This window comes from Stenotrophomonas sp. STEN030 (assembly GCF_056759995.1).
This window is the reverse complement of record NZ_JBRREB010000044.1, coordinates 15426-38649: the sequence shown is the minus strand read 5'-3', so window position 1 is coordinate 38649 and position 23224 is coordinate 15426. Positions and strand designations below refer to the sequence as shown.

General features: G+C 59.8%; 25 protein-coding genes. 19 read left to right on the top strand and 6 right to left on the bottom strand.

Annotated elements, in window-relative coordinates; all coding sequences use genetic code 11:
- The first annotated feature begins 116 nt into the window (after positions 1 to 116).
- From ACVOLR_RS15075 to ACVOLR_RS15010, 14 genes are all read left to right on the top strand, one after another.
- A complete protein-coding gene (locus ACVOLR_RS15075) occupies positions 117 to 503 on the top strand; it encodes a ribonuclease E inhibitor RraB (protein ID WP_481537149.1) in 387 nt (128 codons plus the stop codon).
- A gap of 1151 nt (positions 504 to 1654) precedes the next feature.
- Positions 1655 to 2197 (top strand): hypothetical protein, encoded by a 543-nt coding sequence (locus tag ACVOLR_RS15070; RefSeq protein WP_481537148.1) that lies wholly within the window; start codon positions 1655 to 1657, stop codon positions 2195 to 2197.
- Positions 2166 to 2600, top strand: coding sequence for an Imm8 family immunity protein (locus tag ACVOLR_RS15065; RefSeq protein WP_481537147.1), 435 nt, complete (start codon positions 2166 to 2168; stop codon positions 2598 to 2600). Before ACVOLR_RS15070 ends, ACVOLR_RS15065 begins: the two co-directional genes overlap by 32 nt.
- Before the next feature lie 87 nt (positions 2601 to 2687).
- Complete coding sequence (locus ACVOLR_RS15060) at positions 2688 to 3173, top strand: hypothetical protein (protein ID WP_481537146.1); 486 nt, start codon at positions 2688 to 2690, stop codon at positions 3171 to 3173.
- A gap of 58 nt (positions 3174 to 3231) precedes the next feature.
- Positions 3232 to 3657, top strand: coding sequence for an SET domain-containing protein-lysine N-methyltransferase (locus ACVOLR_RS15055; protein WP_481537145.1), 426 nt, complete (start codon positions 3232 to 3234; stop codon positions 3655 to 3657).
- Between the two features lie 72 nt (positions 3658 to 3729).
- A complete protein-coding gene (locus tag ACVOLR_RS15050) occupies positions 3730 to 3909 on the top strand; it encodes a hypothetical protein (protein ID WP_481537144.1) in 180 nt (59 codons plus the stop codon).
- A 573-nt stretch (positions 3910 to 4482) separates the two neighbouring features.
- Positions 4483 to 4635, top strand: a complete 153-nt coding sequence (locus ACVOLR_RS15045; RefSeq protein ID WP_481537143.1) for a hypothetical protein — start codon at positions 4483 to 4485, stop codon at positions 4633 to 4635.
- 402 nt (positions 4636 to 5037) lie between these two features.
- Positions 5038 to 5382 carry a ribonuclease E inhibitor RraB gene (locus tag ACVOLR_RS15040; RefSeq protein WP_481537150.1) on the top strand — a complete coding sequence of 115 codons (345 nt, stop codon included), beginning with the start codon at positions 5038 to 5040 and terminating at the stop codon, positions 5380 to 5382.
- Positions 5383 to 6222: 840 nt separating this feature from the next.
- Entirely contained in the window at positions 6223 to 6726 is a 504-nt protein-coding gene (locus ACVOLR_RS15035; RefSeq protein ID WP_481537142.1) for a YfbM family protein, read from the top strand.
- 66 nt (positions 6727 to 6792) lie between these two features.
- A complete protein-coding gene (locus ACVOLR_RS15030; RefSeq protein ID WP_481537141.1) occupies positions 6793 to 7260 on the top strand; it encodes a hypothetical protein in 468 nt (155 codons plus the stop codon).
- A 57-nt stretch (positions 7261 to 7317) separates the two neighbouring features.
- Positions 7318 to 7785, top strand: coding sequence for a hypothetical protein (locus tag ACVOLR_RS15025; RefSeq protein ID WP_481537140.1), 468 nt, complete (start codon positions 7318 to 7320; stop codon positions 7783 to 7785).
- 15 nt (positions 7786 to 7800) lie between these two features.
- Entirely contained in the window at positions 7801 to 8298 is a 498-nt protein-coding gene (locus ACVOLR_RS15020) for a hypothetical protein (protein ID WP_481537139.1), read from the top strand.
- Positions 8299 to 9470: 1172 nt separating this feature from the next.
- Positions 9471 to 9851, top strand: a complete 381-nt coding sequence (locus tag ACVOLR_RS15015; RefSeq protein WP_481537138.1) for a VOC family protein — start codon at positions 9471 to 9473, stop codon at positions 9849 to 9851.
- Between the two features lie 445 nt (positions 9852 to 10296).
- Complete coding sequence (locus tag ACVOLR_RS15010; protein WP_481537137.1) at positions 10297 to 10647, top strand: hypothetical protein; 351 nt, start codon at positions 10297 to 10299, stop codon at positions 10645 to 10647.
- Positions 10648 to 11007: 360 nt separating this feature from the next.
- Here the strand turns inward: ACVOLR_RS15010 and ACVOLR_RS15005 are convergent, their stop codons facing one another.
- Entirely contained in the window at positions 11008 to 11547 is a 540-nt protein-coding gene (locus ACVOLR_RS15005; protein WP_481537136.1) for a pseudouridine synthase, read from the bottom strand.
- 150 nt (positions 11548 to 11697) lie between these two features.
- On the bottom strand, positions 11698 to 12555 hold the full coding sequence (locus ACVOLR_RS15000) for a class I SAM-dependent methyltransferase (RefSeq protein WP_481537135.1): 858 nt from the start codon (positions 12553 to 12555) through the stop codon (positions 11698 to 11700).
- 180 nt (positions 12556 to 12735) lie between these two features.
- Here ACVOLR_RS15000 and ACVOLR_RS14995 point away from each other — a divergent pair, with 180 nt between their 5' ends.
- Together ACVOLR_RS14995 and ACVOLR_RS14990 are read left to right on the top strand one after the other, a co-directional pair.
- A complete protein-coding gene (locus tag ACVOLR_RS14995) occupies positions 12736 to 13692 on the top strand; it encodes an aldo/keto reductase (RefSeq protein ID WP_481537134.1) in 957 nt (318 codons plus the stop codon).
- Positions 13693 to 13770: 78 nt separating this feature from the next.
- Positions 13771 to 14058 carry a hypothetical protein gene (locus tag ACVOLR_RS14990; protein ID WP_481537133.1) on the top strand — a complete coding sequence of 96 codons (288 nt, stop codon included), beginning with the start codon at positions 13771 to 13773 and terminating at the stop codon, positions 14056 to 14058.
- A 477-nt stretch (positions 14059 to 14535) separates the two neighbouring features.
- On the opposite strand, the gene ACVOLR_RS14985 is transcribed toward ACVOLR_RS14990, so the two are convergent.
- Complete coding sequence (locus ACVOLR_RS14985) at positions 14536 to 15441, bottom strand: LysR substrate-binding domain-containing protein (RefSeq protein ID WP_481537132.1); 906 nt, start codon at positions 15439 to 15441, stop codon at positions 14536 to 14538.
- Positions 15442 to 15560: 119 nt separating this feature from the next.
- Here ACVOLR_RS14985 and ACVOLR_RS14980 point away from each other — a divergent pair, with 119 nt between their 5' ends.
- Together ACVOLR_RS14980 and dkgB are read left to right on the top strand one after the other, a co-directional pair.
- The gene (locus tag ACVOLR_RS14980) at positions 15561 to 16775 is read left to right on the top strand and encodes an MFS transporter (RefSeq protein ID WP_481537131.1); all 1215 of its coding nucleotides are present in this window, start codon (positions 15561 to 15563) and stop codon (positions 16773 to 16775) included.
- Between the two features lie 81 nt (positions 16776 to 16856).
- Positions 16857 to 17657, top strand: coding sequence for a 2,5-didehydrogluconate reductase DkgB (gene dkgB / locus ACVOLR_RS14975; RefSeq protein WP_481537130.1), 801 nt, complete (start codon positions 16857 to 16859; stop codon positions 17655 to 17657).
- 79 nt (positions 17658 to 17736) lie between these two features.
- On the opposite strand, the gene ACVOLR_RS14970 is transcribed toward dkgB, so the two are convergent.
- Entirely contained in the window at positions 17737 to 18654 is a 918-nt protein-coding gene (locus ACVOLR_RS14970) for a LysR family transcriptional regulator (RefSeq protein WP_481537129.1), read from the bottom strand.
- A 118-nt stretch (positions 18655 to 18772) separates the two neighbouring features.
- Between ACVOLR_RS14970 and ACVOLR_RS14965 the strand changes: the two genes are divergently transcribed.
- On the top strand, positions 18773 to 19660 hold the full coding sequence (locus tag ACVOLR_RS14965) for an SDR family oxidoreductase (RefSeq protein WP_481537128.1): 888 nt from the start codon (positions 18773 to 18775) through the stop codon (positions 19658 to 19660).
- 27 nt (positions 19661 to 19687) lie between these two features.
- Here the strand turns inward: ACVOLR_RS14965 and ACVOLR_RS14960 are convergent, their stop codons facing one another.
- Complete coding sequence (locus tag ACVOLR_RS14960; RefSeq protein ID WP_481537127.1) at positions 19688 to 20416, bottom strand: alpha/beta fold hydrolase; 729 nt, start codon at positions 20414 to 20416, stop codon at positions 19688 to 19690.
- 46 nt (positions 20417 to 20462) lie between these two features.
- Positions 20463 to 23168: a bifunctional acetate--CoA ligase family protein/GNAT family N-acetyltransferase gene (locus tag ACVOLR_RS14955; protein WP_481537126.1), complete on the bottom strand. Its 2706-nt coding sequence runs from the start codon at positions 23166 to 23168 to the stop codon at positions 20463 to 20465.
- Positions 23169 to 23224 lie beyond the last annotated feature (56 nt).

Below are 23224 nucleotides of genomic sequence, written 5' to 3'. Positions count from 1 at the left end.
GGTTGTACAAGCAGGGCAGCGTTGGCCATGGGTTGTGCAATTGGCTGCAGCCGCCTAACGGTTCATTCAAGCCGAACTCGCTTCGCGAGTCGGCTTAATTCCAGAGTTAGGGCGCTATGAAAGTTTTCCTCCATCTGACTTTGCTTTCCCTGCTCTTCTCTGGCCCTTGCATGGCTCAGTCCATAGCAGAACAACAGGACGCTCGCGTCATAGAGAACTTGGTTTCTGCCGGATCGAACGTTTCAAAGCCGCATAACATTGATTTCTTCATGTTCGTACCAACCGAAAGAAAAGCTAAAGCTGCGGCTGCGGATATGGAGCAACTTGGCTACACCATCACTTCAATAGATCGTACTTCCGGACAGTCGCAATGGCAGATTCATGCTACCCGTGAGATGGTGCCGCAATTGGATGCTATGACCGCAACGACGCGTGCTCTTGAGGCAATAGCGACCAAGAACGGCGGTGACTATGATGGCTGGGGCACGAGCGTAGTGGAGTAGCGCCCTAACAGTTCATTCAAGCCGAACTCGCTTCGCGAGTCGGCTTAATTCCAGAGTTAGGTGCAGCAAGAGGGTCCGATGATTACTCCGGTCACAAAGCAGGAAGCTGAAACTCTTCGGGAAATCTTGCAGGGCCCGATGGAGAGAATCGAACTATTTCCAGAGACTGATGCTTATGACACGTGGCTCAAAAAAATAGGTCGATTCGTTAGCTCCAAGGGCGGGTCGTCTGCAATTGGCGTAGAACAGTACAAGGCAGACTTCGAATTCTTCACTGCAAGCTGTGATGAACAGTTGGCATTACTCTTCCTCACTAAGCTAGTCCCACTCGAACTTGTGTTCGTTGGCTCAGATTGGGTGATTAGCGTGTCCTCATACCCACAGCATGAATACTCTCCATCTCTTGAGCGGTCAGTTCGCCTCTACGGGTCAGCCAAGATGGAGATTACAAGCTAATGGCTATCACGCGGGTGGCACCCAACAGTTCATTCAAGCCGAACCCGCTTCGCGGGTCGCCTTAATTCCGGAGTTAGGCATCAGATGGACACCGCCTCAAAACCATCACCGTACCGCTGGAGGACTGCCGTACGTCGGCACTTGCCCTGGTTTCTTATCGACCTTGGCATCGCAGACAAAGGTATGGATTGCGAGGCGGCCGGTGGGGCGCATGCTTGGTACAACATGGACGACAAGAGCAGCGGGTGCTATCACTGCAAGGTCACCCGGGCCGGTCGCCTGTGGGAGTCAGCTGATGCCTAACAATTCATTTAAGCCGACGCCGCTTCGCGGGTCGGCTTAATTCCGGAGTTAGGCGCGATGACCACCGCTACTCAAAGAGAAATGCGGAAGTCCGACCTAGCCGTTTTGCTAGCACTAGTCGTCCTCGCTATCGCAGGAATCCTATTTAGGGATGCGATTGGACTGATTGGACTCCTTGTCCTTCTAGCCGCCGTCCTGATACAACTGGTACGAGTCCTTTTCTTCATGGGAAGCCGAAAGAAGCTTAAGGATCTATGGGAGGCGCTTCGAGATGCAATCTCGGGACTTTGAGTTCATAACCAACGGGGTTTTCGCGCCTAACAGTTCATTCAAGCCGAACCCGCTTCGCAGCGGCGGCTTAATTCCAGAGTTTGGCCTTACAGGAGAAATTGGTGAGCCTCCAAAAATCAGCGTTGCCCCTCAAGTTTTACATGAACCTCTTTTTTGTTGGCATTGGGACATTTCTCGTGCATGAGTTTGCTCATTGGCTAACGGGTGTTGCCATTGGGCATGACATGGTTGCCACCCCCAATCATGTGTGGTCCAAAAATCCCATGAGCGCGCTAGATCAAGCCATGGTTTCTGCTGCTGGCCCTGTCATTACCATTGCTCAAGGAATTGTGGGATTCTGGCTTGTCAAAAATCACCGATCACAGTTCGGCTTTGCGCTCCTCTATATGGCTTTTTTCATGCGCCTCTTGGCAGCGGGAATGAGTTTTTACAACCCAAATGACGAGGCGAGGGTTAGCCAATTACTTGGATTTGGCACTTGGACAATCCCCCTGATTGTTGTGACGGTCTTATTTGGCCTCCTCGTATCAGCTAGCCGGAATCTCAAGCTAGGGTTCCGTGATCAGTTCGTTTGCTATCTAGTTGCCTCTATCGTCGTTACCTTGATCGTCGGTGCAGACGCGGCACTTTGGCGCAAGGGCTAACAATTCATTCAAGCCGAACCCGCTGCGGGTCGACTTGATTCCAGAGTCAGCCGCCAATGATCGTTCCCAAGCTGTTCGGTCTCTCAAGCTCCGACCTCGCCACTGGAGATCTTCCCCCAGACCCAGCGCATTGCCCCGTTCCTATGCTTGCTACGATTGGACCGAGCTCCGGCACCGCCGGGGACGGCTTTTTTTTATTGTTGCCACGCCAACCGCCTTAGCTGAGTCGGGGAGATTCGGCTGGGGGCGTGGCACACTAATCGTTGATTCGTTCTCTTGGCCCCAGGTGGAGCACTCGGTCAATCGCCTCCTTGCGCACGCGGCCCGGCCAAGCTGGCAAGACGTTGCCCGAGTCATCAATCACGAGTTGCTGTGGGAGTTCGACGGGTACCTTCCGAGTTGACGACTAACAGTTCATTCAAGCCGAACTCGCTTCGCGACTCGGCTTGATCCCAGAGTTAAATTTCTGTCCAACAAAAAGGGGGATCGCGTGAAAAGAGATATCTTGTGTGTGACTTTTCTGCTTGCTTTTGTCGCCATACAGCCTGTTTTTGCACAGGTTGCGCCTGAGCCTGCGGCCACTGCCTCGGCGTCTTTGCCTGAGCTCGCACAGGCATTGCCAACAGTCCCAAAGCTCAACATCATCTGGGATTGCGGCGACTGTGAGCACAACGACAAAGTGCCACCGCTAATTGAGCAAGCTTACGCCGCAGAAGCCAGGAAAAATTCGTTTGCGGTATCGGAAACAGATGCTGCCGAGGTTGCAATTACTGACATCCGACAGCGACCTCCCGGTGTGCGGGTCATGTTCGGATTCATGGCAGGAAAAGACAGGCTTGGCCTTCGTATTCGCTACCTCGGCCAAGAACACACTGTGTCCGATACCTCCGCCAACACCGTCATGGGACTTAACCACCTTTCTGAGTCGGTGGGCAAGCGAGCGTACGCTGAGCTATCTGCAAAGCCCGCGCGGTAAATCTAACAATTCATTCAAGCCGAACCCGCTTCGCGGATCGGCTTGATTCCGGAGTTCGATGACGCATTTTAGCGTTTGCTATGCAGCGACTATCAAAGACACGGAAACCGCCAAAGGGCTCGGCGTCTTTGCCACCAAGCAAATCAGGTCAGGTGAGAACATCGAGGTCTGTCCGGTAGTCATCGTGCGGGCGGATTGGGACGAAATGCCGGAGGAGATACAGCGCATCGTGTTTGACTGGGGCCGCCTCACCAACGGACCTCCCGCCTCTTGCGTCGCACTCGGCTGGGGCAGCATGTACAACCACGCCAATCCCGCAAATGTGCGCTACGCTGCTCATGCGGATGGCCGTTGCATGGTGTTTTCCGCCGCTCGGGATATCGGCGCCGGCGATGAACTCACCGTCAACTACAACGAGACAGAGGGAGACATTCATTCTTCGGAAGATGTTTGGTTCGATGAAACCGGCGTCACGCCTATCTAGGCTGGCAGCTGACAACGCATCCCAGCCACAGCCGCTTCGCGGCCCGGCTTTACGCAGACGTTAGGTGGAAAAATGAAAATCCTACATGCTCTCGCGATCCTTCTATTCCTGGTCGCACTCTGCTTTTACGTTGTTTCATCCAGCACCGGGGCATGGCTGATTGGCGGCTTTGGCGTCGCGCTGGAGATCGCTGCATGGGGTGTCGCACTGACCTCCAAAGAACCAACTACCCCCGACGGCAATGCCACTTGATAGCATCGCACCCGCTCTCAACAGCTGGGCAATCAATGCGTCCAGTATCAAGCCCGCCACCTAGCAGTTCATTCAAGCCGATCCCGCTGCGCGGCTCAATTCCAGAGTTAGGTCCTGCATGAAGTGTCCCTTACTTCTAGTGGCAGTGATCGCCCTTGCCGGATGCACGACGGCTACTGTCGATTCTTATAGTCCGCCCTCCTATTGTGGCAAGGCAGCGCTCGGCCAGGTGCGATTAGCTCGCGAGCCGCCCATCGATGCCTCTGCACTACGGGCCCTTGCAGATTCAAGCCCCAACTTCCCTGCGGGCAAGATGGCTTATCCAATCGAGCAGTGGCTTATCGCGCCCGAAGGTGATTACATACTGTGCAGGAGAGATGGAAGCTCTTGCTCGGGTGAATGGTGGAAATTTCAACGCGGCAACGGCACCCTGACAATATCCAAGCAAGATGCTTGGATCTGCGTCACAGGGGCCAGGACCTAACCTTTCGACCAAGGCGTCGCTGCTTCGCGGGTCTACTTAGCGCTAGAATCAGGAAGCTCCACTGGATTTTTACAAAGGACGTAATTCCAATGATTGCAGAACGAATTTACAAATTGTTGCCAATGGCCTTGCTTTTGGTTTGCATGGGCATCTGGTCTGCAAGAGCATCGCTGTTTGAGATCTATGACGCCGCTGTGGAGCAGAACGCGCTGCTCGATGCAGCGCATCCAGCACCAAAGTAAGGTGTTGTTGCTGTCATTGCGACAGCTCGAAAGTTCATTCAGGCCGAACTCGCTTCGCGGTTCGGCTTGATTCCAGAGTTGGCTCCAACAGGATTCTTATGGGTACGTTGTTGACAGCTGTACTGATTGGAGGCCCCGCTGGCGGAGTGGCGGTACTTGTTCTGGCACTCTTACTTCCCAGCAAGTCATGTCCAAAGTGCAAAGCGCCTTTACCAAGGTTCCGAAAGCCATCCAGTGTGCGTGAAGCAATGTTGGGAGGCTGGCACTGCCCGACGTGCGGCGAGGGAATTGCACGCGATGGGTCACCTCGCCCGGAAGACGCTCGTTGAAAGGAGCGTTCAACAGTTCATTCGAGCCGAACCCGATACGCGGTTCGGCGCATTTATGGAGTCAGGTGTTTACATGATTGATATCGGAAGCCTGGAAGCAATGTTCTCGAACATCCAGGAATCAACGGACTGGAACATCGATGGCCCAATGCTCTGGGGCTACTTCTTTACTGACAGTTCGGCCGACAAGCTGCGCACACTCGCCGCTGAGCTAGATCAACAAGGCTACCGTTTTGTTGACATGTTCGTCCCTGAGTTTGACGAAGGCGAGGAAGAGTACTACTTCCTGCATATGGAAAAAATTGAGCCGCACACGGTTCTTTCGCTGCACCAAAGAAATCAAGAACTCTATGCTCTCGCCGACAGATTCGGCGTTGACACTTACGACGGCATGGATGTTGGTCCGGCAACCACCTGACAATTCGTTCAAGCCGAGGCCACTCCATGGCAGTGGAAACAGAAGCGATGTTCAGCCATCGCCGCGACAACGAATCAGCCTGGCTTGACTCAACTGTACTACCCGTTTTCGGCACCGCTCTTCAGTCGCTTGCTGAGCTAGAGCGCCATGCACAGGGCTGACAGTTCGCTCCGACCGACCCCGCGTCCCGGCGTGGCTTGCTTATAGAGTTGGAATTGAAAAGGATCTTTTCGGCATGGCGACCAGCAATAGAGCCTTCCTTGTACTTTTCTTGTTGTTTGCTGCAATCAACCTTATCGATTTTCTGTTCTATGGACAAAACCTTCGCAACCTTTTTGGAGCGACAGGGTTCGGCCTAATGGCGTACGGATGGCACAAGCACTTTCGCTCCGTATCAATCGCAGGAGCAGCGCTCGCGCTAAGTGCGATCCTCGCCAAGTACTTGGCGTAGTACCAATGATTCGTTCGGACCGGGGCTGTCGTTGACCAAAGGCATCTCTACCCTCCCCTGCAGCTTGTCAGACCACTGGCCACGATTTGAGAGCCTGAGCTATCCATGCAACTGACTTCCGGGAGTGCCGAGCTAAAAGGCCGACGCATGCGTACACGGCACAGTCCTGTCCGAGGCGGTGCAGACTGTGCCGTGGACGGCGTTGGTTACGCCACACTAAGAAAAAAATGGCAGCGGCCAGGGTCGGCAGCCGTATCGACTGAAAGCGATGCTACGCATCCAGCTGTCGCCGTTATCGTGATCTGTAGTGCACGTGCCGACTCGAACAGGAGAATCAAGGTGATCGAGCCGGTTGTTCAAACCTCACTCAGGCCTCCCGAGGAGACCTCATGGCTTGTCTTGGCGTGCACTTTGCACTCTCCGTTGACGACGTCGCCTTGCTGCTATCCAAGCAGAACGACAAGGAGCGACTCATGCTCATCCGGGAGGATATCGAGGAACGCTATTTCGCAGAGCCCGGCCGTTACATCGCTCAATGCGACAAGGCATGGGATGCGATGCACCGAGCCCTTTCGGACGGGCTACTCAGTTATGACGGAGGCCAATATCCCCTCAATCATGTAGTCCTCGGCGGCCAGCCTCTTTACAGCGAGAACGACTATATCATCAGCCTGAAGACTCCTGAGCAAGTCAGGGAGGTAGCTTTGGCGATAGCAGGTCTCACGCAAGAGCATTTCAGAGAGCGCTATGACGCCATCAACCCGAAAGAGTACGGCTTCGATCTGACTGACGAGGACTTCCACTACACGTGGGAATGGTTCCAAGAGGTTTGCACCCTCTACCAAACCGCGGCTTCCGAGGGGCGGCATGTACTGTTCACCGCCGACCAGTAAGATGTCCAACAATTCATTCAAGCCGTCGCCACCACGCGGCGCGGCTAAGCTACGGAGTTGGTGCCAATGATCCGCATCCGTCCAGGTGATCTTCTGGCGATCAAGGAAGGCGACCGTTACTACTACTGTCTGGTGCTCTCGCGTCAGATCATGGGCGGTGGGCAACTGGTTCATGCCTTTTACTTCACAAGTGAGTCTCTTGTTCCGGCAGACGAATTGCTCACCAAGAATCCGCAAGGGTTCCATCGCATTACCGACTTCATTGCCTGCAACCGATCCGGATCTTTGGCCCGCATTGCGGCGCGGGTTCCAACGGATGCGTTCGATGGGGTGGATCTATTCCGCCAGGACAGCCCAAGTTACGGTAGAGACGGCACTTGGGCAATCTGGAACCGCGAATCCCAGGTTGTTCGCGAACCGGTTGAGTTGACCGCTGAGGAATGGGGATATCCCATCTTCCTTTGCTCCCTGCACCACAGCATGTGCCATCAAATTGACAGGCGCTGGCACCCTTCGCATGACAGGGTGTGTTGATGGTTCATTCCAACCAAACCCGCCCCGTATTGCGAGTTGAGCCAGGAATTGGCGGCCATGAAACAGTTCATCGCAGGCTTGATTCTGGCTGCATCTCTCGGCATCCCGGCCGAAATACCGAACCCATCGGCCCAGTTGGAACGCCATCTTCGCGAGCCAAATCAGCCAGGTGACGTTTATTCCAAAGCGGAGAAGTTTGATCACGTTGACTATCGTTCGGCACTGCGGCTTGCGACCCGAGATCACACCGGGCTTGTAGCGCTTCTTAAGTACAACGGCCGCACATCACTTATGGGAGCGGCGGCGGAACAGCATGCCGCCATCCTCGTCGCGCTGTTGAGAATTTGGGGAGACGATAGCTTTACTGTTGCGCTACGCTCATGCCAGCCCATTGCGGTTTCAACGGCTCAAGGCTTCCTGGAGTATGCCGCTGCAACCAGGAGCCAGTTCCCCTGCAATTTTTCAGCGCCTAGCATTGGCACCGATAGTTCGTGCATGCCGGGCCCTCCTCGCGGCGGGGCTTAGCTCAGGATGACACTCATGTCCGTTTTTTCAGGAAAATTACGAACAGTCATTGTTGGTGTACTGGCGCTGTTGCTCGCCGGAAAATTGTGGACTGAGTCGTTCTACCTGCGGATCATCCCAACGGAGATTGGCATCAGCTATCCGCTCGCACGCGGCGGCGTATCAGGCTTCCGCGAGGGCTGTGGAGCCGCGGTTTACCGGCTCGACCGGGAAACCACCCAAGGCATCGCACAGCGCGGGCTGGAGTTCTTTCCCGCAACCAGCCACTCGCGCAAATCGGCCGACCCTTATCACACGTTTTATGCGTGGCGCCCCACCCCGGATGCTGCCCTCATCGATGACGATCAGACCTTGCTGTCGCCGGGACTGGAATGCGCTGGGCTTGATATGCAACTGAAAGAACAGATCGAGGCGGCGTCGCGCACCAAGGGATCCTTTTACACTCATGGGCCAGAGAAGGTACTCATCGTCATACCTGAGCTGCGCCTGATCGTGCTTGCCTACAACGGATAGGCTTCCGAAGCTCATGCAAGCCATTTGCGTCCTTGACCAATAGCTGGCCGGGCTTTCGACGGCTTCTACGCGCTACTGTCGAATCGCCATGTCTCTTCGCGCTCACTTCATTCAAAGCACACACAGCACAGTAAGACTGGGGCGTCCTCCATGAGACCGTCCTATGCTCAGTTTTCAAGTCTCCGCGGTTCAGGCACTGAGCAAGCTGCTTCGACTTGCATGAAGAACTCACATGCAGTCATAGGCGGGTTTACTTTGTACTTTGCCATCCTGCTTGCAGCGGATTTCCTTCTTCCACCCAAGGTGATCGAGGACAGGTTTCGTCCTTCATACACTGTGCAAGGTGAAACCGTGTACTACCACACCTGCTGCACTGGCGGCGGTAGCGACTCCTGTACTCCAGCATCTGCACCGTCAACACTTTCCGGAACGGCAGTTCTGATTAAGCGTTCCAGGTTGTTCGGTCGCTGCACCGTGGAGCCACTGTCGCGGGAGCCCACTCCATGCCAATGCCCATGATCGATACCGCACCTCCAAGAGCTCACGCAAACCATCCTTTGCTTGAAGGACTGGGTTGCGACGAACATCCGTAGTCTGTGCACCACAATTGCGCATCAAACCTTGATTCGGAAAAAACACCTTCTCCCAATCTTCTGCTATGTATCCGCATCTGACATACTCTTCGGCCAGCACGCCGATCCGTCTACTCCGCCGCGAGGAGAGAGCTCCATCTCTTCAGAGCCAACGCGTTCCTCTAACCTGGTCCAGGTTGATGTCTGTAGGGTTCCGGAGGAGCGCGCCGCCCAGTACATCGCCGATCGGGAGCGATTGGCAGCGTTCGCCATCGCGTAGATGTCGCAGTTGTGCGCCTCTGTTGGGTGCTGCTGGCAATGATCGGAGGATGGCGATGCGATCGTAGGACTTGATGAGGCAGGCGAGATCATCTCGACGATTCGCCAGGATCCGGATGGTGTCAGCTTGCTGGACAGGCCGGATGACCCGCAGGACTACCGGCGACCGGAGCGCGCTGCGGACTGAAGCGACATTCACATCGACGCAGATGGCGCTTTGATTGAATAGCTGCAGCTCGCCCAGCATCGAGCCGAAACCACGCTGGATCCCTGTTTCGCGGCATCAGCCATCGCCACCTTGATCACCCTTGGAGAACCTGCATGAAACGCGTAACCGGCATTGGCGGAATCTTCTTCAAGTCGAATGATCCAAAGGCGCTTTCCAGCTGGTATCGCGAGCACCTCGGCCTGGATGTCAGCGACTGGGGCGGTGCGGTGTTCCAGTGGGGCGGCGCGGATAGCCCGGCGGGTGCGACGATCTGGAGCCCGTTTGCTGCAGACACCAGCTATATGGCGCCTTCCACTGCGTCCTTCATGATCAACTTCCGCGTGGATGACCTGGATGCACTGCTGGCGGCACTGCGCAACGAAGGCTGCAATGTCGTTGGCGAGCCGCAAGGTTCCGAACAAGGGAAGTTCGGCTGGGTGATGGACCCCGAAGGCAACAAGGTCGAGCTGTGGGAGCCACCTGCCGGGCAGTAAGCAACAGCATCGTTGATTGCTTACATGCATGGCTGATATGACGATCACGATTCACTGACGCCCGGGTTCCTTCTGCGCTACCAGCCGGTTGCCCCTAAAGTTGCCGGGCTTTGTACGAGCGCGTTTTGCGACCCGCGTAGGGCCAAACGCGTTGCGGCACACAACCCGCCGGTTCGCTGTTCAAACCGGATGCTCAACTGAAGCGACGCACCTTGTCGCGCCACCCATCAATCAATGCACGCTTACATGCCGCGTCTACGCCAGCTCATGCCCAGTGGTAACAAGGCGATATGACAGAACTCTCGTATCCTCTCAACTCCAAAGACAGCGTCATTGATTGCGGGATTTCATAGCGGCGGAGCACAGCGCTCTTCATCGCTGCAGCTCTTCCGCGTTGCCTTGATCAATGCACTCGCTTCAGTTGAAAAGGCTACAGGAGAGTGTCATGCACGACGGGCGCCGCACCCGCAAAGCCGGATCCGCTGACTTCGGGTATTTCGATACAAGAGAGAAATGCGAAGCAGCGGTGCGACGACGTGAACTGGCTTTCCTGCAGTTGATCCCAGAAGAGCTTGGCGGTGATTGTGATGTGGAAAACATGGTGTTTGTTCCCATATGGGTTGCGCAGCAGAAGCGCAGGATCGATACCACCACGGTGCTGCCACTGATGCGTTCTGGCAAGCTGAGCCGCTACGCGGCAAGGCCCATCTACCGAGGCAGAAGCTTCATCCCTGCGGAGATCGCGATACATGCGCATGACCCTGCAGGCTTCGCGACCACCATCGACATCTGGTAGCCGCATCGCGCCGCTGTCATGGCAATGATCGCAAGCGTCCAGGCAACTGTGCAGCGATAAACACAGCGGTGCGAGGGCTCGCGCGAGTGTCGATGATGTGCCTTTGCAGGGACGGCTGCATATCTTCCGGCTGGCTCTGGATGCAGCGGCCGCTGCAAGACCTGGCGTGATCGAAGCGCCCAAGGTGATGGAACCATATCTTTCAATTGTATATGCGGTGCCACTCTCGACAAGGACGTGGGAGTGGCTCCGCACCCGATGCCGATCAACCTGCAATCGAATCGAGTCCTGTCGCCTATCGCGACTCCATCATCGGCCAGATGCAATCAGCTGCAACGTGACAACGCTGGTCACCACAGCTCAATCTACTTGGCGCCACTGCCCCGGCTGGAGTTCATCCAGGGCATATGGCCCCATCACCGCCCGCACCAGCCGCAGCGTCGGCAAGCCTACCGCAGCGGTCATGCGTCGCACCTGGCGGTTGCGGCCTTCGCGCAGGGTGATTGCCAGCCAACTGTCCGGCACGGTTTTGCGGAACCGTACGGGCGGGTTCCGCTCCCATAGGCTGGGGGCTGCAGCCAGCAGCTCAACGCGCGCAGGCAGGGTTGGGCCGTCGTTGAGCTGCACGCCATCACGCAGCGCCTGCAGCTTCTCTTCGGTTGGCACGCCTTCAACCTGCACCCAATAAGTTTTGGGCTGCTTGTGGCGTGGGTCGGTCAGACGATGGGCAAGGTTGCCATCATCGGTAAGCAGCAGCAGGCCTTCGCTGTCGTAATCCAGACGACCGGCCGCGTATACGTCCGGCGGCAAGCCGAAGCCAGCCAGGGTCGTGCGCGGCGGCTGGCTGCGGTCGGTGAACTGACACAGCACGTTGAATGGTTTATTGAAGGCGATAAGCATGTAATGCGGGTATTCGAAAAGTAGATTGAAGATGCATTGCTGGCTGGGCGCGACGATCTTCCGTCGCGCGCCAGTTTGAGGGCCGTGCGGCCAACAGTGCGGCCGCACATTGTCTCACCCTCCCCTCTCCAAGCCCTACTTCCTGCGCGGTTACTGCTTCACGAAGCGCAGCGTCATGCGGTCGCTTTCGCCGATGGCCTTGTACTTGGCGGCATCAGCGGGGTCATGGCTGTTGGACGGCGGCAGCGTCCACACGCCCTTGGGGTAGTCCTTGGTATCGCGCGGGTTGGCGTTGACCTCGCTGCTGCCAGCCAGCTTGAAGCCGGCGGCTTCGGCCATGGCAATCACCTGCGCCTGGCCAACATAGCCGCTGCCGTCATCGGCCGGCACATCGGTCTTGGCCCTGTGCTCAACCACACCGAGGGTGCCGCCCGGCTTGAGCACGTCAAAGAAGGCCTTGAACATACCCTCGGCCTGGCCAGAGGAACGCCAGTTGTGGACATTGCGGAAGGTCAGCACCAGATCCGCCGAACCCGGCGCGCCCAGTACCGGTGCGGCAGGGTTGTAAGCCACCTCGGCAGCACGGTCGAACTGGGCCGGAGCACCAGCGAACTTCTTGCTCAAGCCATCGCGCGAGCGCTGCTGGTAATCGCGACCGCCGCCCGCCGGCAAGGCTGCCGGGTCAACCACCGCGGCAACGTACTTGCCGCCGTCGCGCAGGTAGGGCGCAAGGATTTCGGAATACCAGCCACCGCCGGGGGTAATCTCGATGACCGTCTGCTTCGGTTGCAGGCCGAAGAAGGCCAGGGTCTGCGCTGGATGACGGTATTCGTCACGCAGCACATTGGCCGGCGTACGCCAACTGCCGGCAATGGCAGCCTGCAGCTGCGGCGATACCTGCGCGTCAGCTGTGCTGGCAGCGGCTTCATGGGCCAGCGCAGTGCCGGCAGACAGGGTGCTGGCAAGCGCCAGCAGACAGGCACACAACAGCGGGGCGGGCTTCTTCATGCGGAATTCCGTCGGTTGAAACGGCGAGCCTAGCACGCGGCTGCAAGTGCAATGCAGCATGCAAATGTTTACTTCCCGTTAGCGTGGAAACGGCTCACGGAACGCTGTATTCACGACGTTGCCACGGAATTGGAACGCATGCCGTCTATGCTGTTGAACTGATCAACAAAGGAGCAACGCATGCCCCAGTCACGCGAACTTGGCCGCTCGGGTCTCCATGTCAGCCCCATCGCTTTTGGTGGCAATGTTTTCGGCTGGAGTGCCGATGAGAAGACATCCTTTGGCTTGCTCGATGCGTTCGTCGATGCCGGCTTCAACCTGATCGATACCGCCGATGTCTATCCGGCATGGGTGCCGGGCAACCGCGGCGGCGAATCGGAGACCATCATCGGCCGCTGGCTGCAGCGCAGCGGCAAGCGCGACAAGGTGGTGATCGCCACCAAGGTCGCCAAGTGGGCCGAGCATCCGGGCCTGTCGGCCGACAACATCAATGAAGCGGTTGAGGATTCCCTGCGTCGCCTGCAGACGGATGTGATCGATCTGTACCAGGCGCATGAGGACGACGAGTCGGTGCCGCTGGAAGAGAGTCTGGGCGCGTTCGCGCGCTTGATCGAGGCCGGCAAAGTGCGTGCGATTGGCGCATCCAACTACAGCGCTGAGCGCCTGCGTGATGCGCTCAAGGTGTCAACCGACTATCACCTGCCACGCTACGAAACCCTGCAGCCGGAATACAACCTCTACGACCGCAGCGGCTATGAAGCCGAACTGGAACCGCTGGCGCGCGAGCACGGCATCGGCGTGATCAGTTATTACTCGCTGGCCAGTGGTTTCCTCACTGGCAAGTACCGCAGCGCCGATGATGTAGGCAAGAGCGCGGCCCGCGGGGCGAAAGTGGCTGATCGCTACCTCAACCCGCGTGGCCTGCGCATTCTGCAGGCACTGGATGATGTGGCTGCCAGCCACAAGGCGTCGCCGGCTCAGGTGGCGCTGGCGTGGTTGATCGCGCGCCCAGGCATCACCGCTCCCATCGTCAGCGCCACCAGCGTGCAGCAGCTGCAGGAAGTGCTGGCAGCGGCGCAGCTTGGCTTGAATCCAGAGCAGATCGCGCAGTTGGATGCCGCCAGCGCGGAAAGCTGAATTGGGCGAGTTGCGCACCCCCTGCCCGCGTCGTAGCATCGGCCGGACAGGGGGTAGACCGCTAACGGAGTCCTACCCATGCAGACCGCACCTACAGCCCAGCGCAGCATCGATCGCCACGCCGAACTGACTTACTGGCGCGGCGTGCATGCCATCGGCCATCTTGGCCAACATGAGTTCGACCATTACCAGCGCCTGCTGGAAATGGGCTACGACGTGTACCAGGCCTATCCACGCGCCAACGAAGAACAGCTCTACAAAGTGCTGCAGGACAGCTACCACCGGCATAGCCCGGCGTTGGCGGTTTCCTGGGATGAGGCGCGCTGGCTGGTGCGCCATGCCTGGCATCATGCTCAGCAGCATTGAGGAACTTTGTGGTTGGCTTTTTAAGGAGCGGCGCTGGGTGGCCTCGGGCCATGAGCCGCGAAGCCACCGCAATGTCAGAAGCTGAAGAGCCTACCCCTCCCCAACCCTCCCCTTGGCTTCGCCAAAGGGAGGGAGCGAAAGCGTAGTGCCGAGCCATGCTCGGCAGGGGCTTTCCCGATGGCGACAAACGGCGCGCACCCCCGCACCCGACATCATCGGATCACACGCATGCCGGTGGTTCTGACGATGTCAGCTTCGCGGCTTACGCCGCTCCTACAACCGGCTGCGCCATCGCTTCGGCGATCAGCTTACCCTTCCCCAACCCTCCCCTTGGCTCCGCCAAAGGGAGGGGGCGAAAGCGTAGTGCCGAACCATGCTCGGCAGGGGCTTTCCGGCCATACACGGCGCGTAACGCCACGCCCGAAATTCATCGGATCACACGTATTCCGGTGGATTTGATGATGTCAGCTTCGCGGCTTATGCCGCTCCTACAAACGGCTGCGCCATTGCTTCGGCCAGGTAGTCGAGGAAGGAGCTGATGCGTGCTGATACCGCGGTGTTGCGGTAGTACACGGCGTGGATCGGTTGGCGTGCATCCAACGTCTGTTTCGGCAACACCTGCACCAACTCGCCACGCGCACGCGCGGCTGCGGTGAGGAAATCAGACAGGCAGACGATGCCCACGCCTTCCAATGCCAACCGGTGCAGGATCTCCCCGCTCGACACCGCCAATGCGGGTCGCACGTGCAGGCGCTCACCGTCTTCGCTCGCCAACGGCCAATGATTCAGCGAATCCGGTTCGTTGAAGCCCAGCAAGGTATGCGCCTGCAGCTGCGTGACGTTCTTCGGTGTGCCGTGCTGCTGCAGGTAAGCCGGGCTGGCCAGCACACGCAGGCGACTATGTCCAAGTGGTCGCGCATGCAGGGTGGAGTCCGACAGCGGGCCAATCCGGATCGCCACATCGGTGCGCCGTTCCAGCAGGTCGATGTAGCGCTCGCTGCTGTTGAGCTCCAACGCCACCTGCGGGTAGCGCGCGCGGTAGCCGGCCACCAGCGGCGCGATCACATGCAGCATGAACGGCATCGCCGCATCCACGCGCAGGCGGCCTGACGGCGTGCCACGGCGCGCTGCGATCTGCTCTTCGGCCTCGTCCACAGAGGCGACGATGGCACGCGCCTGTGCGAGAAACGTTTCGCCCTCGTCGGTGAGCTGCAGGCGGCGGGTGGTACGGGTCAGCAAGGTGGTGCCGAGCTTCTCTTCCAGTCGTCCCAGCGCCCGGCTGACGCCCGAGGTGGTCTGGCCCAGCTGTTCGGCCGCTGCGGTGATCGAGCCGGTGTCGATCACGGCGATGAAGGCCTGCATTTCGTCGAGGGTGGTTTTCATCGGGGCAGCCTGGGGTGACGGCAATTATTGATTTTAAATCAATAGTAATTGGTGGGAAACCGCATTTTTCGGCAAGAGTTACGCATTCACACTGCGCAGCCCTTCCCGAGGATTCGCCCATGTCACGCGGTATTCCCCTTGCCCTGCTGGCACTGACGCTGGGTGCGTTCGCCATCGGCACCACCGAATTCGTCATCGTCGGCTTGATCCCGACCATTGCAGCCGATCTGCATGTCAGCCTGCCCTCGGCCGGCCTGCTGGTTTCCCTGTATGCGCTGGGCGTCGCCATCGGCGCGCCGGTGCTGACCGCCTTGACCGGACGGGTGCCGCGCAAGGCCTTGCTGGTGGCGCTGATGCTGCTGTTCACCGTCGGCAATGTGATTGCGTGGATGGCACCCGGTTATGGCTCGCTGATCGTGGCGCGGGTGTTGACCGGCCTGGCACACGGCGTGTTCTTCTCGATCGGCTCGATCATCGCCACCTCGGTAGTGCCCAAGGACAAGGCCGCCAGCGCGATCGCGATCATGTTCACCGGGCTGACCGTGGCGCTGGTCTCCGGCGTGCCGCTGGGCACCTTTATCGGCCAGCACCTGGGCTGGCGCGCGACCTTCCTCGCCGTCGCTGCCTTGGGCGTGATCGCCCTGCTCGGCAGCCTGCTGTTCGTGCCGCGTGACCTGCCGCGCAGTGCACCGGCCACCTTCGGCCAGCAGTTCGCGGTGCTGGCGCAGCCTCGGCTGTTGCTGGTCTATGCAATGACTGCACTGGGCTATGGCGGCACCTTCCTGTCCTTCACCTTCCTCGCCTCGATCCTGCAGGACGTCAGCGGCTTCTCGGCCAATGCGGTGAGCGCGGTGCTGCTGGTGTACGGCGTATCAGTGGCCATCGGCAATCTGTGGGGCGGACGCCTGGCAGATCGTCGTGGTCCGATTCCCGCATTGACCTTGATCTTCGGCCTGCTCGCATTGGTGCTGCTGGTGCTGACCTTCACTGCCTACAACCGTTGGTTGGTGTTGCTGACCGTGCTGGCGCTCGGTGCGGTGGCATTCGGCAATGTGCCGGGCCTGCAGGTGTATGTGGTCAAGCAGGCGCAGCGCTTCGTGCCGCAGGCAACCGATGTCGCATCGGGCCTGAACATCGCCGCGTTCAATATCGGCATCGCATTGGGCGCCTCGCTTGGTGGTCTGGTGGTCGATCACATCGGACTGATGCACACGCCTTGGATTGGCGCCTTGGTGGTACTGGGTGCGTTGGCATTGACCGTAGTGAGTGGCCGCCTGGATCGCCGCGACGGATTGGATGTACGCGCTGAAAGCATTGCCGTCAGCGCGCACTGACAGAACACGCTGTTACTCCCCTTTACCTTTTCGTTCGCGCTGCACGGCGTAGCCTGTACGCGCGAATTTCTGGAGATTTGAATGACTATTCCCGCTATTGGCCTTGGCACATACCGCCTCAAGGACCAGGTACTCACCGACTCCGTGCACAACGCATTGGAGCTGGGTTACCGCGCGTTCGACACTGCGCAGATCTATGAGAACGAGGCCGATCTAGGTGCGGCAATCGCCAGCGGCGCTGTGCCGCGCGAGCAGCTGTTCCTGACCACCAAGATCTGGATCAGCAACTTCCATCACGATGATCTGCTTGCCAGTCTGCGCGAGAGCCTGCGCAAGCTGCGCACCGACCACGTCGACCTGACCCTGATCCACTGGCCCTCGCCCAAGGACGAAGTGCCGATGGCCGAGTTCCTGGGTGCGCTGCGTGAAGCCAAGGCGCTGGGTTTGACCAAGGCGATTGGTGTTTCCAACTTCACTATCGACCTGACCCGGCAGGCCATCGCCATCCTCGGCGCCGATGCCATTGCCACCAACCAGATCGAAGTTCATCCCTATCTGCAGAACCGTGCATTGATCGCCTACCTGCGCGAACAAGGCATCCACGTCACCGCGTTCATGAGCCTGGCCTATGGCGCGGTGCTGAAGGACCCGGTGATCCAGGCCATTGCCGAAAAGCATCAGGCCACTGCCGCGCAGGTCGCACTGGCTTGGGCCTTGAAGCAAGGCTATGCGGTAATTCCGTCATCGACCAAGCGCGAAAACCTTGCCGGCAACCTGCAGGCGGCACAGTTGCGGCTGGATGCTGAGGACATGGCACGGATCGCGGAACTGGATCGTGGCGAACGCGTAGCCAATCCGGGTATCGCGCCGGCTTGGGATTGAAACGCGGTTCCTGAGCAAAGCCATGGCGGGCCGGTGATGCCTGCCCGCCCTGCGTCCAGGTACTGCGATTTCCGCGCTGCTAGCGGATACGCGATGCCAACTCTTGTGCCAACGTTTCCAGTAGCAGACTGACCGTTGGCAGCTCGCGCCGGCTTTTCATCCAGGCCAGGGTGAGCGGCAGGCCCTGGCTGGCCAGATGCGGCAGCACTTCCACCAGCGCGCCGTCCTCAAGATGACTGCGTACCAGCCAGGTCGGCAGCTGCACGATGCCACTGCCGACCAATGCCGCGGTGACCTGCCCTTCGCCATCTCCCACTACCAGCGGAGCCGGCATCATCTGCAGCTCTACGTCGCCTGGCATTGCAGCTGCGAAGCGCCACGGGCTGACCGAGCCATCGGCGCGTCCGTAGGCGATGCAGCGATGTGCCTGCAGCTCATCCCGTGTTGTCGGTACGCCATGCGCCGCCAGATAGGCGGGAGCCGCACAGAACACGTGTTGCTCATGGCCCAGCAGTCGATGTTCGACCAACGACGACCATGCGTCGGGACCGCCGATGCGCACGATGATATCGACACCGTCCTCGACCGGATCGATGAAGCGATCCGAGAAGGACACCTGCGGCCGTGTCAGCGGATAGGCCTGGGCGAAGCCAAGAATGATCGGCAGCGCCTGCAGGCGCCCGAACGCTGCCGGTAGATCGATACGCACGCGGCCACTTGGCTCCTCATCTTCTGCCCGCAACGACACCTCGGCTTCCTCAAGGCTTGCCAACACCTCAGTGCAAGTCCGGTGGAAGGCGATGCCGGCTTCGGTCAGCGACATGCGCCGGGTCGTGCGATGGAACAGCGTGCGACCCAATCGTTCTTCCAATCGTGCGATCGACTTGCCGACCGCCGAAGCGGTGAGGTGCAACCGCTCCGCAGCTGCGGTAAAGCTGCCTGCATCGGCGACACAGACGAAGACATCGAGGCCTTTCAGGCGTTCGGAGGGATGCATGCGGCACGTTTCAAGATTGAGGAATCAGATTCCGTAAAACCGGTAAAAACCATCGCGGAACGGAATGTGGCTCCACGATAGGCTGGGCGCCCTCTTCGATCAAGCATCCAAGGCAGCAATGAGCCAGCAACGCCCCACCGTCCTTGTCACCGGCGCCACTGGTCAGATCGGCGCCGAAACCTTGAGAAACCTGCTGTTGGAAGATGCTGTCACACCAGTCGCGGCAGTGCGTTCGCCAGCGAAGGCCGCCGTCTTGCAGGCACAGGGAATCCGCACAGTGCTGCTCGACTTCGATAAAGAAGACACGCTATTGCCTGCGCTGCAAGGCATTGATCGGGTGCTGCTGGTCACCGGCTACAGCGTGGACATGCTGCGCCAGAGCAAGGTTTTCCTCGATGCGGCCAAGCAGGCCGGAGTGCAGCATGTGGTGCATCTGGGTGCCTGCGGCGGCGATGACGCCAGCATCGGGCATTGGGCTTGGCACCAGCTGGTCGAACGCTACATCGAGTGGCATGGCTTCTCCTTCACCCATCTCAGGCCGGAAGCCTTCATGCAGAACCTGCTCAGCTACGACGGCGCCCGCGCCGTGGTCGACGGCGTGATCCGCCAGTACACCGGCGACGCGCGCTTCAGCTGGGTCGACGGTGATGACGTCGCCGCGGTCGCCGCCCAGGCGCTGGCGTGGCCGCAACGGCATTCCGGACAGACCTATCGCTTGGGCTACGACGCCAAGTCCTACGGCGAGGTCGCCGCGCTGATGACGGAGTTGCTTGGCCAGCCATTCCGCTACGAGGCGCTGAGCCCGGATGTGTTCCTGGAGGACATGCGCGCAGCTGGCGCCGAGATGGCCTATATGAACTGCGTGCGCGACAACTTCCAGCGTGTCGCCGAACGGCGGGTGCCTGGCATTGAAGCCACCTTCGACAACTTCCCGGCCATCACCGGCCGCGAGCCGGTGCGCTGGACGGAGTTCATACGCAAACACCGTGCTGCGTTTGCGTACTGAGCCGGGGAATTCAGGCGTTTGTCGGGATCAGTCGCCGATACCCTGCAGCAGCCACGCACGCATCGCCGCGTTCACTTGCTCGGGCTTTTCCAAAGGCGCGAGATGGCCGCAGTCCTCGATCACCACCAGCGTTGATTGCGGCATCAGTGCGGCCATCTGCTCGCTTACGGGCAGCGGCGTGATCGCATCGTTGCGACCGCAGACAATCAAGGCCGGGCCCTGCCAATCGCGCAGGACCTCGCTGCCATCGCTGCGTTGCAGCTGGCTCTGGCGCAGGAATACTTCAGCGCCGAGACGTGCCGTCATGCTGCGTACGGTATCCACCAGCACATGGTCGTCCAGGCGCGAGGCGTCGATGTAGCTGCGCATCAGCTTGTCGCCGAAGCCGTGGAAGGTGCCAGGCAGGCGCACGCTGTTCTGCTGCGCCAGGCGTTGTGCGGCGCGCTCGGGCGAATCGGGTTTGAACGAGGTATCCAGCAGGGCCAGCTTGAGTACCCGCTGCGGTGCAATACGCAGGATTTCCTGGGCGACGTAGCCGCCGAGTGAGAAACCGGCCAGGGCGAACTGTGCGGGTGCCTTGGCCAGTACGTCTTCGGCGACGGCACGCATGGTGGTTTGCTGGGTGAGGTCACCGACCTGGCAATCGGCGACGTCGGCGAGTGCTTCGAGCTGGGCCTGCCAGAGTGTGGCGTCGTTGAGCAGGCCGGGCAGCAGTAGCAGCGGGATTCTGGCTGCTGGGTCTTGGTTCGTTTGCATGACGCTATTGTCGCGCCTTGCGGTGGTTTGGGGGTGCCTTTGATCCTTAGCTCGTAACCTCACCCACCGGCAGCGTCACATTCATGATGGTCGAATCATCCGGGTCGGCCTTCACCTTGAAGCCCAGGCTCTGGCACATAGCCAGCATGGTGCTGTTCTCGCGCAGTACCTGCCCTTCCACCATGTTCAAGCCCAGCCAGCCGGCGTACTCGATCATGATCTGCATCAGCTTCCAGCCGATGCCGTGGCCCTTCAGGTCCGAGCGGATCAGGATGCCGTACTCGCCGCGGTTGTAGTCTGCATCGGCGTGCAGGCGCACAGCGCCGAGCATTTCGCCGGTCTTGGGATCAATCGCCACCAATGCGATCGAGCGCGCGTAATCCAGCTGAGTCAGGCGGGCAATGAACTCGTGGCTGAAATGCTTCACCGACTGGAAGAAACGCAGGCGCAGATCATCGTCGGTGACGCGTGCGAAGAAGGCACGGAACAAGCCATCGTCCTCTGGTCGCACCGGGCGAAGGAAGGCCTTGCCACCATCTGATAGATCTATCGTGCGCTCCCACTCGGTGGGATACGGGAAAATCGCGAAACGCGGATGACCGCGGCCCTTGTGCAGGCGCTTGACCGGAGTGATGGCGACACGTGCATCCAATGCGATCACACCATTGCGATCGGCCAGCAGCGGATTGAGATCCAGCGTGCGGATCTCTGGAATATCCGCCGTCAACTGCGCCAGCTTGACCAGCACCATTGCCACCGCACGCTCGTCCGCCGCCGGTACGTCGCCGTAAGCCTTGAGGATGCGCGAGACGCGGGTGCGGCCGATTACTTCATGGGCAAGCCGCAGATCCAACGGCGGCAACGCCAGGGTCTTGTCGTCGATCACTTCCACTGCGGTACCACCACGGCCGAACACGACCACAGGGCCGAATACCGGATCGTCGGCAATGCCGGCGATCAGCTCGCGCGCCTTGGGCCGGGTCAGGCTGGGCTGCACCAACACGCCTTCGATGCGCGCCTGCGGGCGCTTCTCACGGGCGCGCTGCAGGATGGTGGTTGCTGCGGACTGCACCGCACGCAGGCTACCCAGGTTCAAGCGCACGCCATCGACTTCGGATTTGTGCGGGATATCCGGCGAGAAAATCTTCACCGCTACGCTCATGCCCTGCTCCAGCATCGGCTGCGCCAGGTCCATTGCTTCGTGCGGATCACGCGCAACCATCACTTCCAACGACGGTATGCCGTAGGCCTGCAGCAGTTTGTGCGTGGCAACCGGGTCCAGCCATTGCTGATCGTTGGCCAACGCCGCCTCGACCAGCGCGCGTGCAGCCGGCACATCCACCACGAAATCTGCTGGCAGGCTGGGCGGCGTTTCCATCAGCGCGGTCTGCGCCTCGCGGTAACGCACCAGATGCTGGAAACCACGCACCGCGTCGGCTTCGGTTGGATAGGTCGGTACGCGCGCGGTGTTGAGGGTGACCGTGGCGCGGTCGTCATTGCCCAGCCATACCGCGAACACAGGCTTGTCGCGCAGCTGCCGCGAGCGCTGCCCCAGCGTGGTGGTCAGCGCCTGCGCGGCCTCGGCCGAGGAAGTGAACGCAGTCGGCACGTTGATCACCAACACCGCGTCGTTGGCGTCGTCGGACAGCAGCGCTTCAATCGCCGACGCATAACGGCCACCGTCGGCATCGACCACGATGTCGACCGGGTTGTCACGCGACCAGCCCTGCGGCAGGGCCTTGTCCAGCAGCTCGACGGTGGCCGGTGACAGCTCGGCCAGACTACCGCCAAGCGCCTGCAACTGATCCACCGCCAACCGGCCGACACCGCCGCCATTGCTGAGGATGGCCAAGCGTCGACCCGGGAAGGTTCCAAGCCGGCCCAGTGTTTCGGCGGCAGTGAACAACTCGTCCAATGCATTCACCCGCAGCAGACCAGCGCGGTTGAAGGCTGCGCCGTAGACCGCGTCGGAATCGGCCAGCGCCTGCGAGTGGGTGGTGACGACTTCATCACCACCGCGCGACTTGCGCCCGGATTTGACCACCACCACGGGTTTTGCGCGTGCAGCGGCGCGTGCGGCCGACATGAACTTGCGCGCGTCGCTGATCTGGTCGACGTAGAGCAGGATGGCGCGGGTGCGGTAGTCACTGGCGAAGTAATCGAGCAGATCGCCGAAATCAACATCCAGCGCATCGCCCAGTGACACTACCGCCGAGAAACCGACCGAACGCGCCACGCCCCATTCCACCAGCGCAGCGGCAATCGCGCTGGATTCGGAGATCAGCGCCAGATCGCCGGCCTGCGGCGTGTGCGCAGCAATGCTGGCGTTGAGCCGTGCATGTGGGGCGATGACGCCCAGGCAATGCGGACCAAGCACCCGCATGCCCTTGGGCCGCGCTGCGGCTTCCACCTGCGCAGCCAACGAGCCCGGGCCCTTGCCCAGGCCGGAAGTGAGGATGATGGCGGCGGCCACGCCCAGTTCGGCGGCCTGGCTGACCACCTGCGGCAATAGCGTAGCCGGCACGGTAATGACCACCAGGTCCGGAATCCACGGCAGGTCCTTGAGCTTCTTGACCGTGCGCATGCCATCGATTTCGGCATAGCGCGGGCTGACCCAACCGATCTGCCCGGCAAAGCCGCCTGCGCGCAGATTGCGGATCACCGCACGGCCGGCGGAACGATCGCGTGGGCTGCCGCCAATCACCGCCACCGAGCGGGGGCGGAATACGGTCTGCAGGTGATAGGTGCTCATTGCGACGCCTGTTGCGGGTACCGGGTCAAAGGTACACGGCTGCGGTGGTGGGTGGG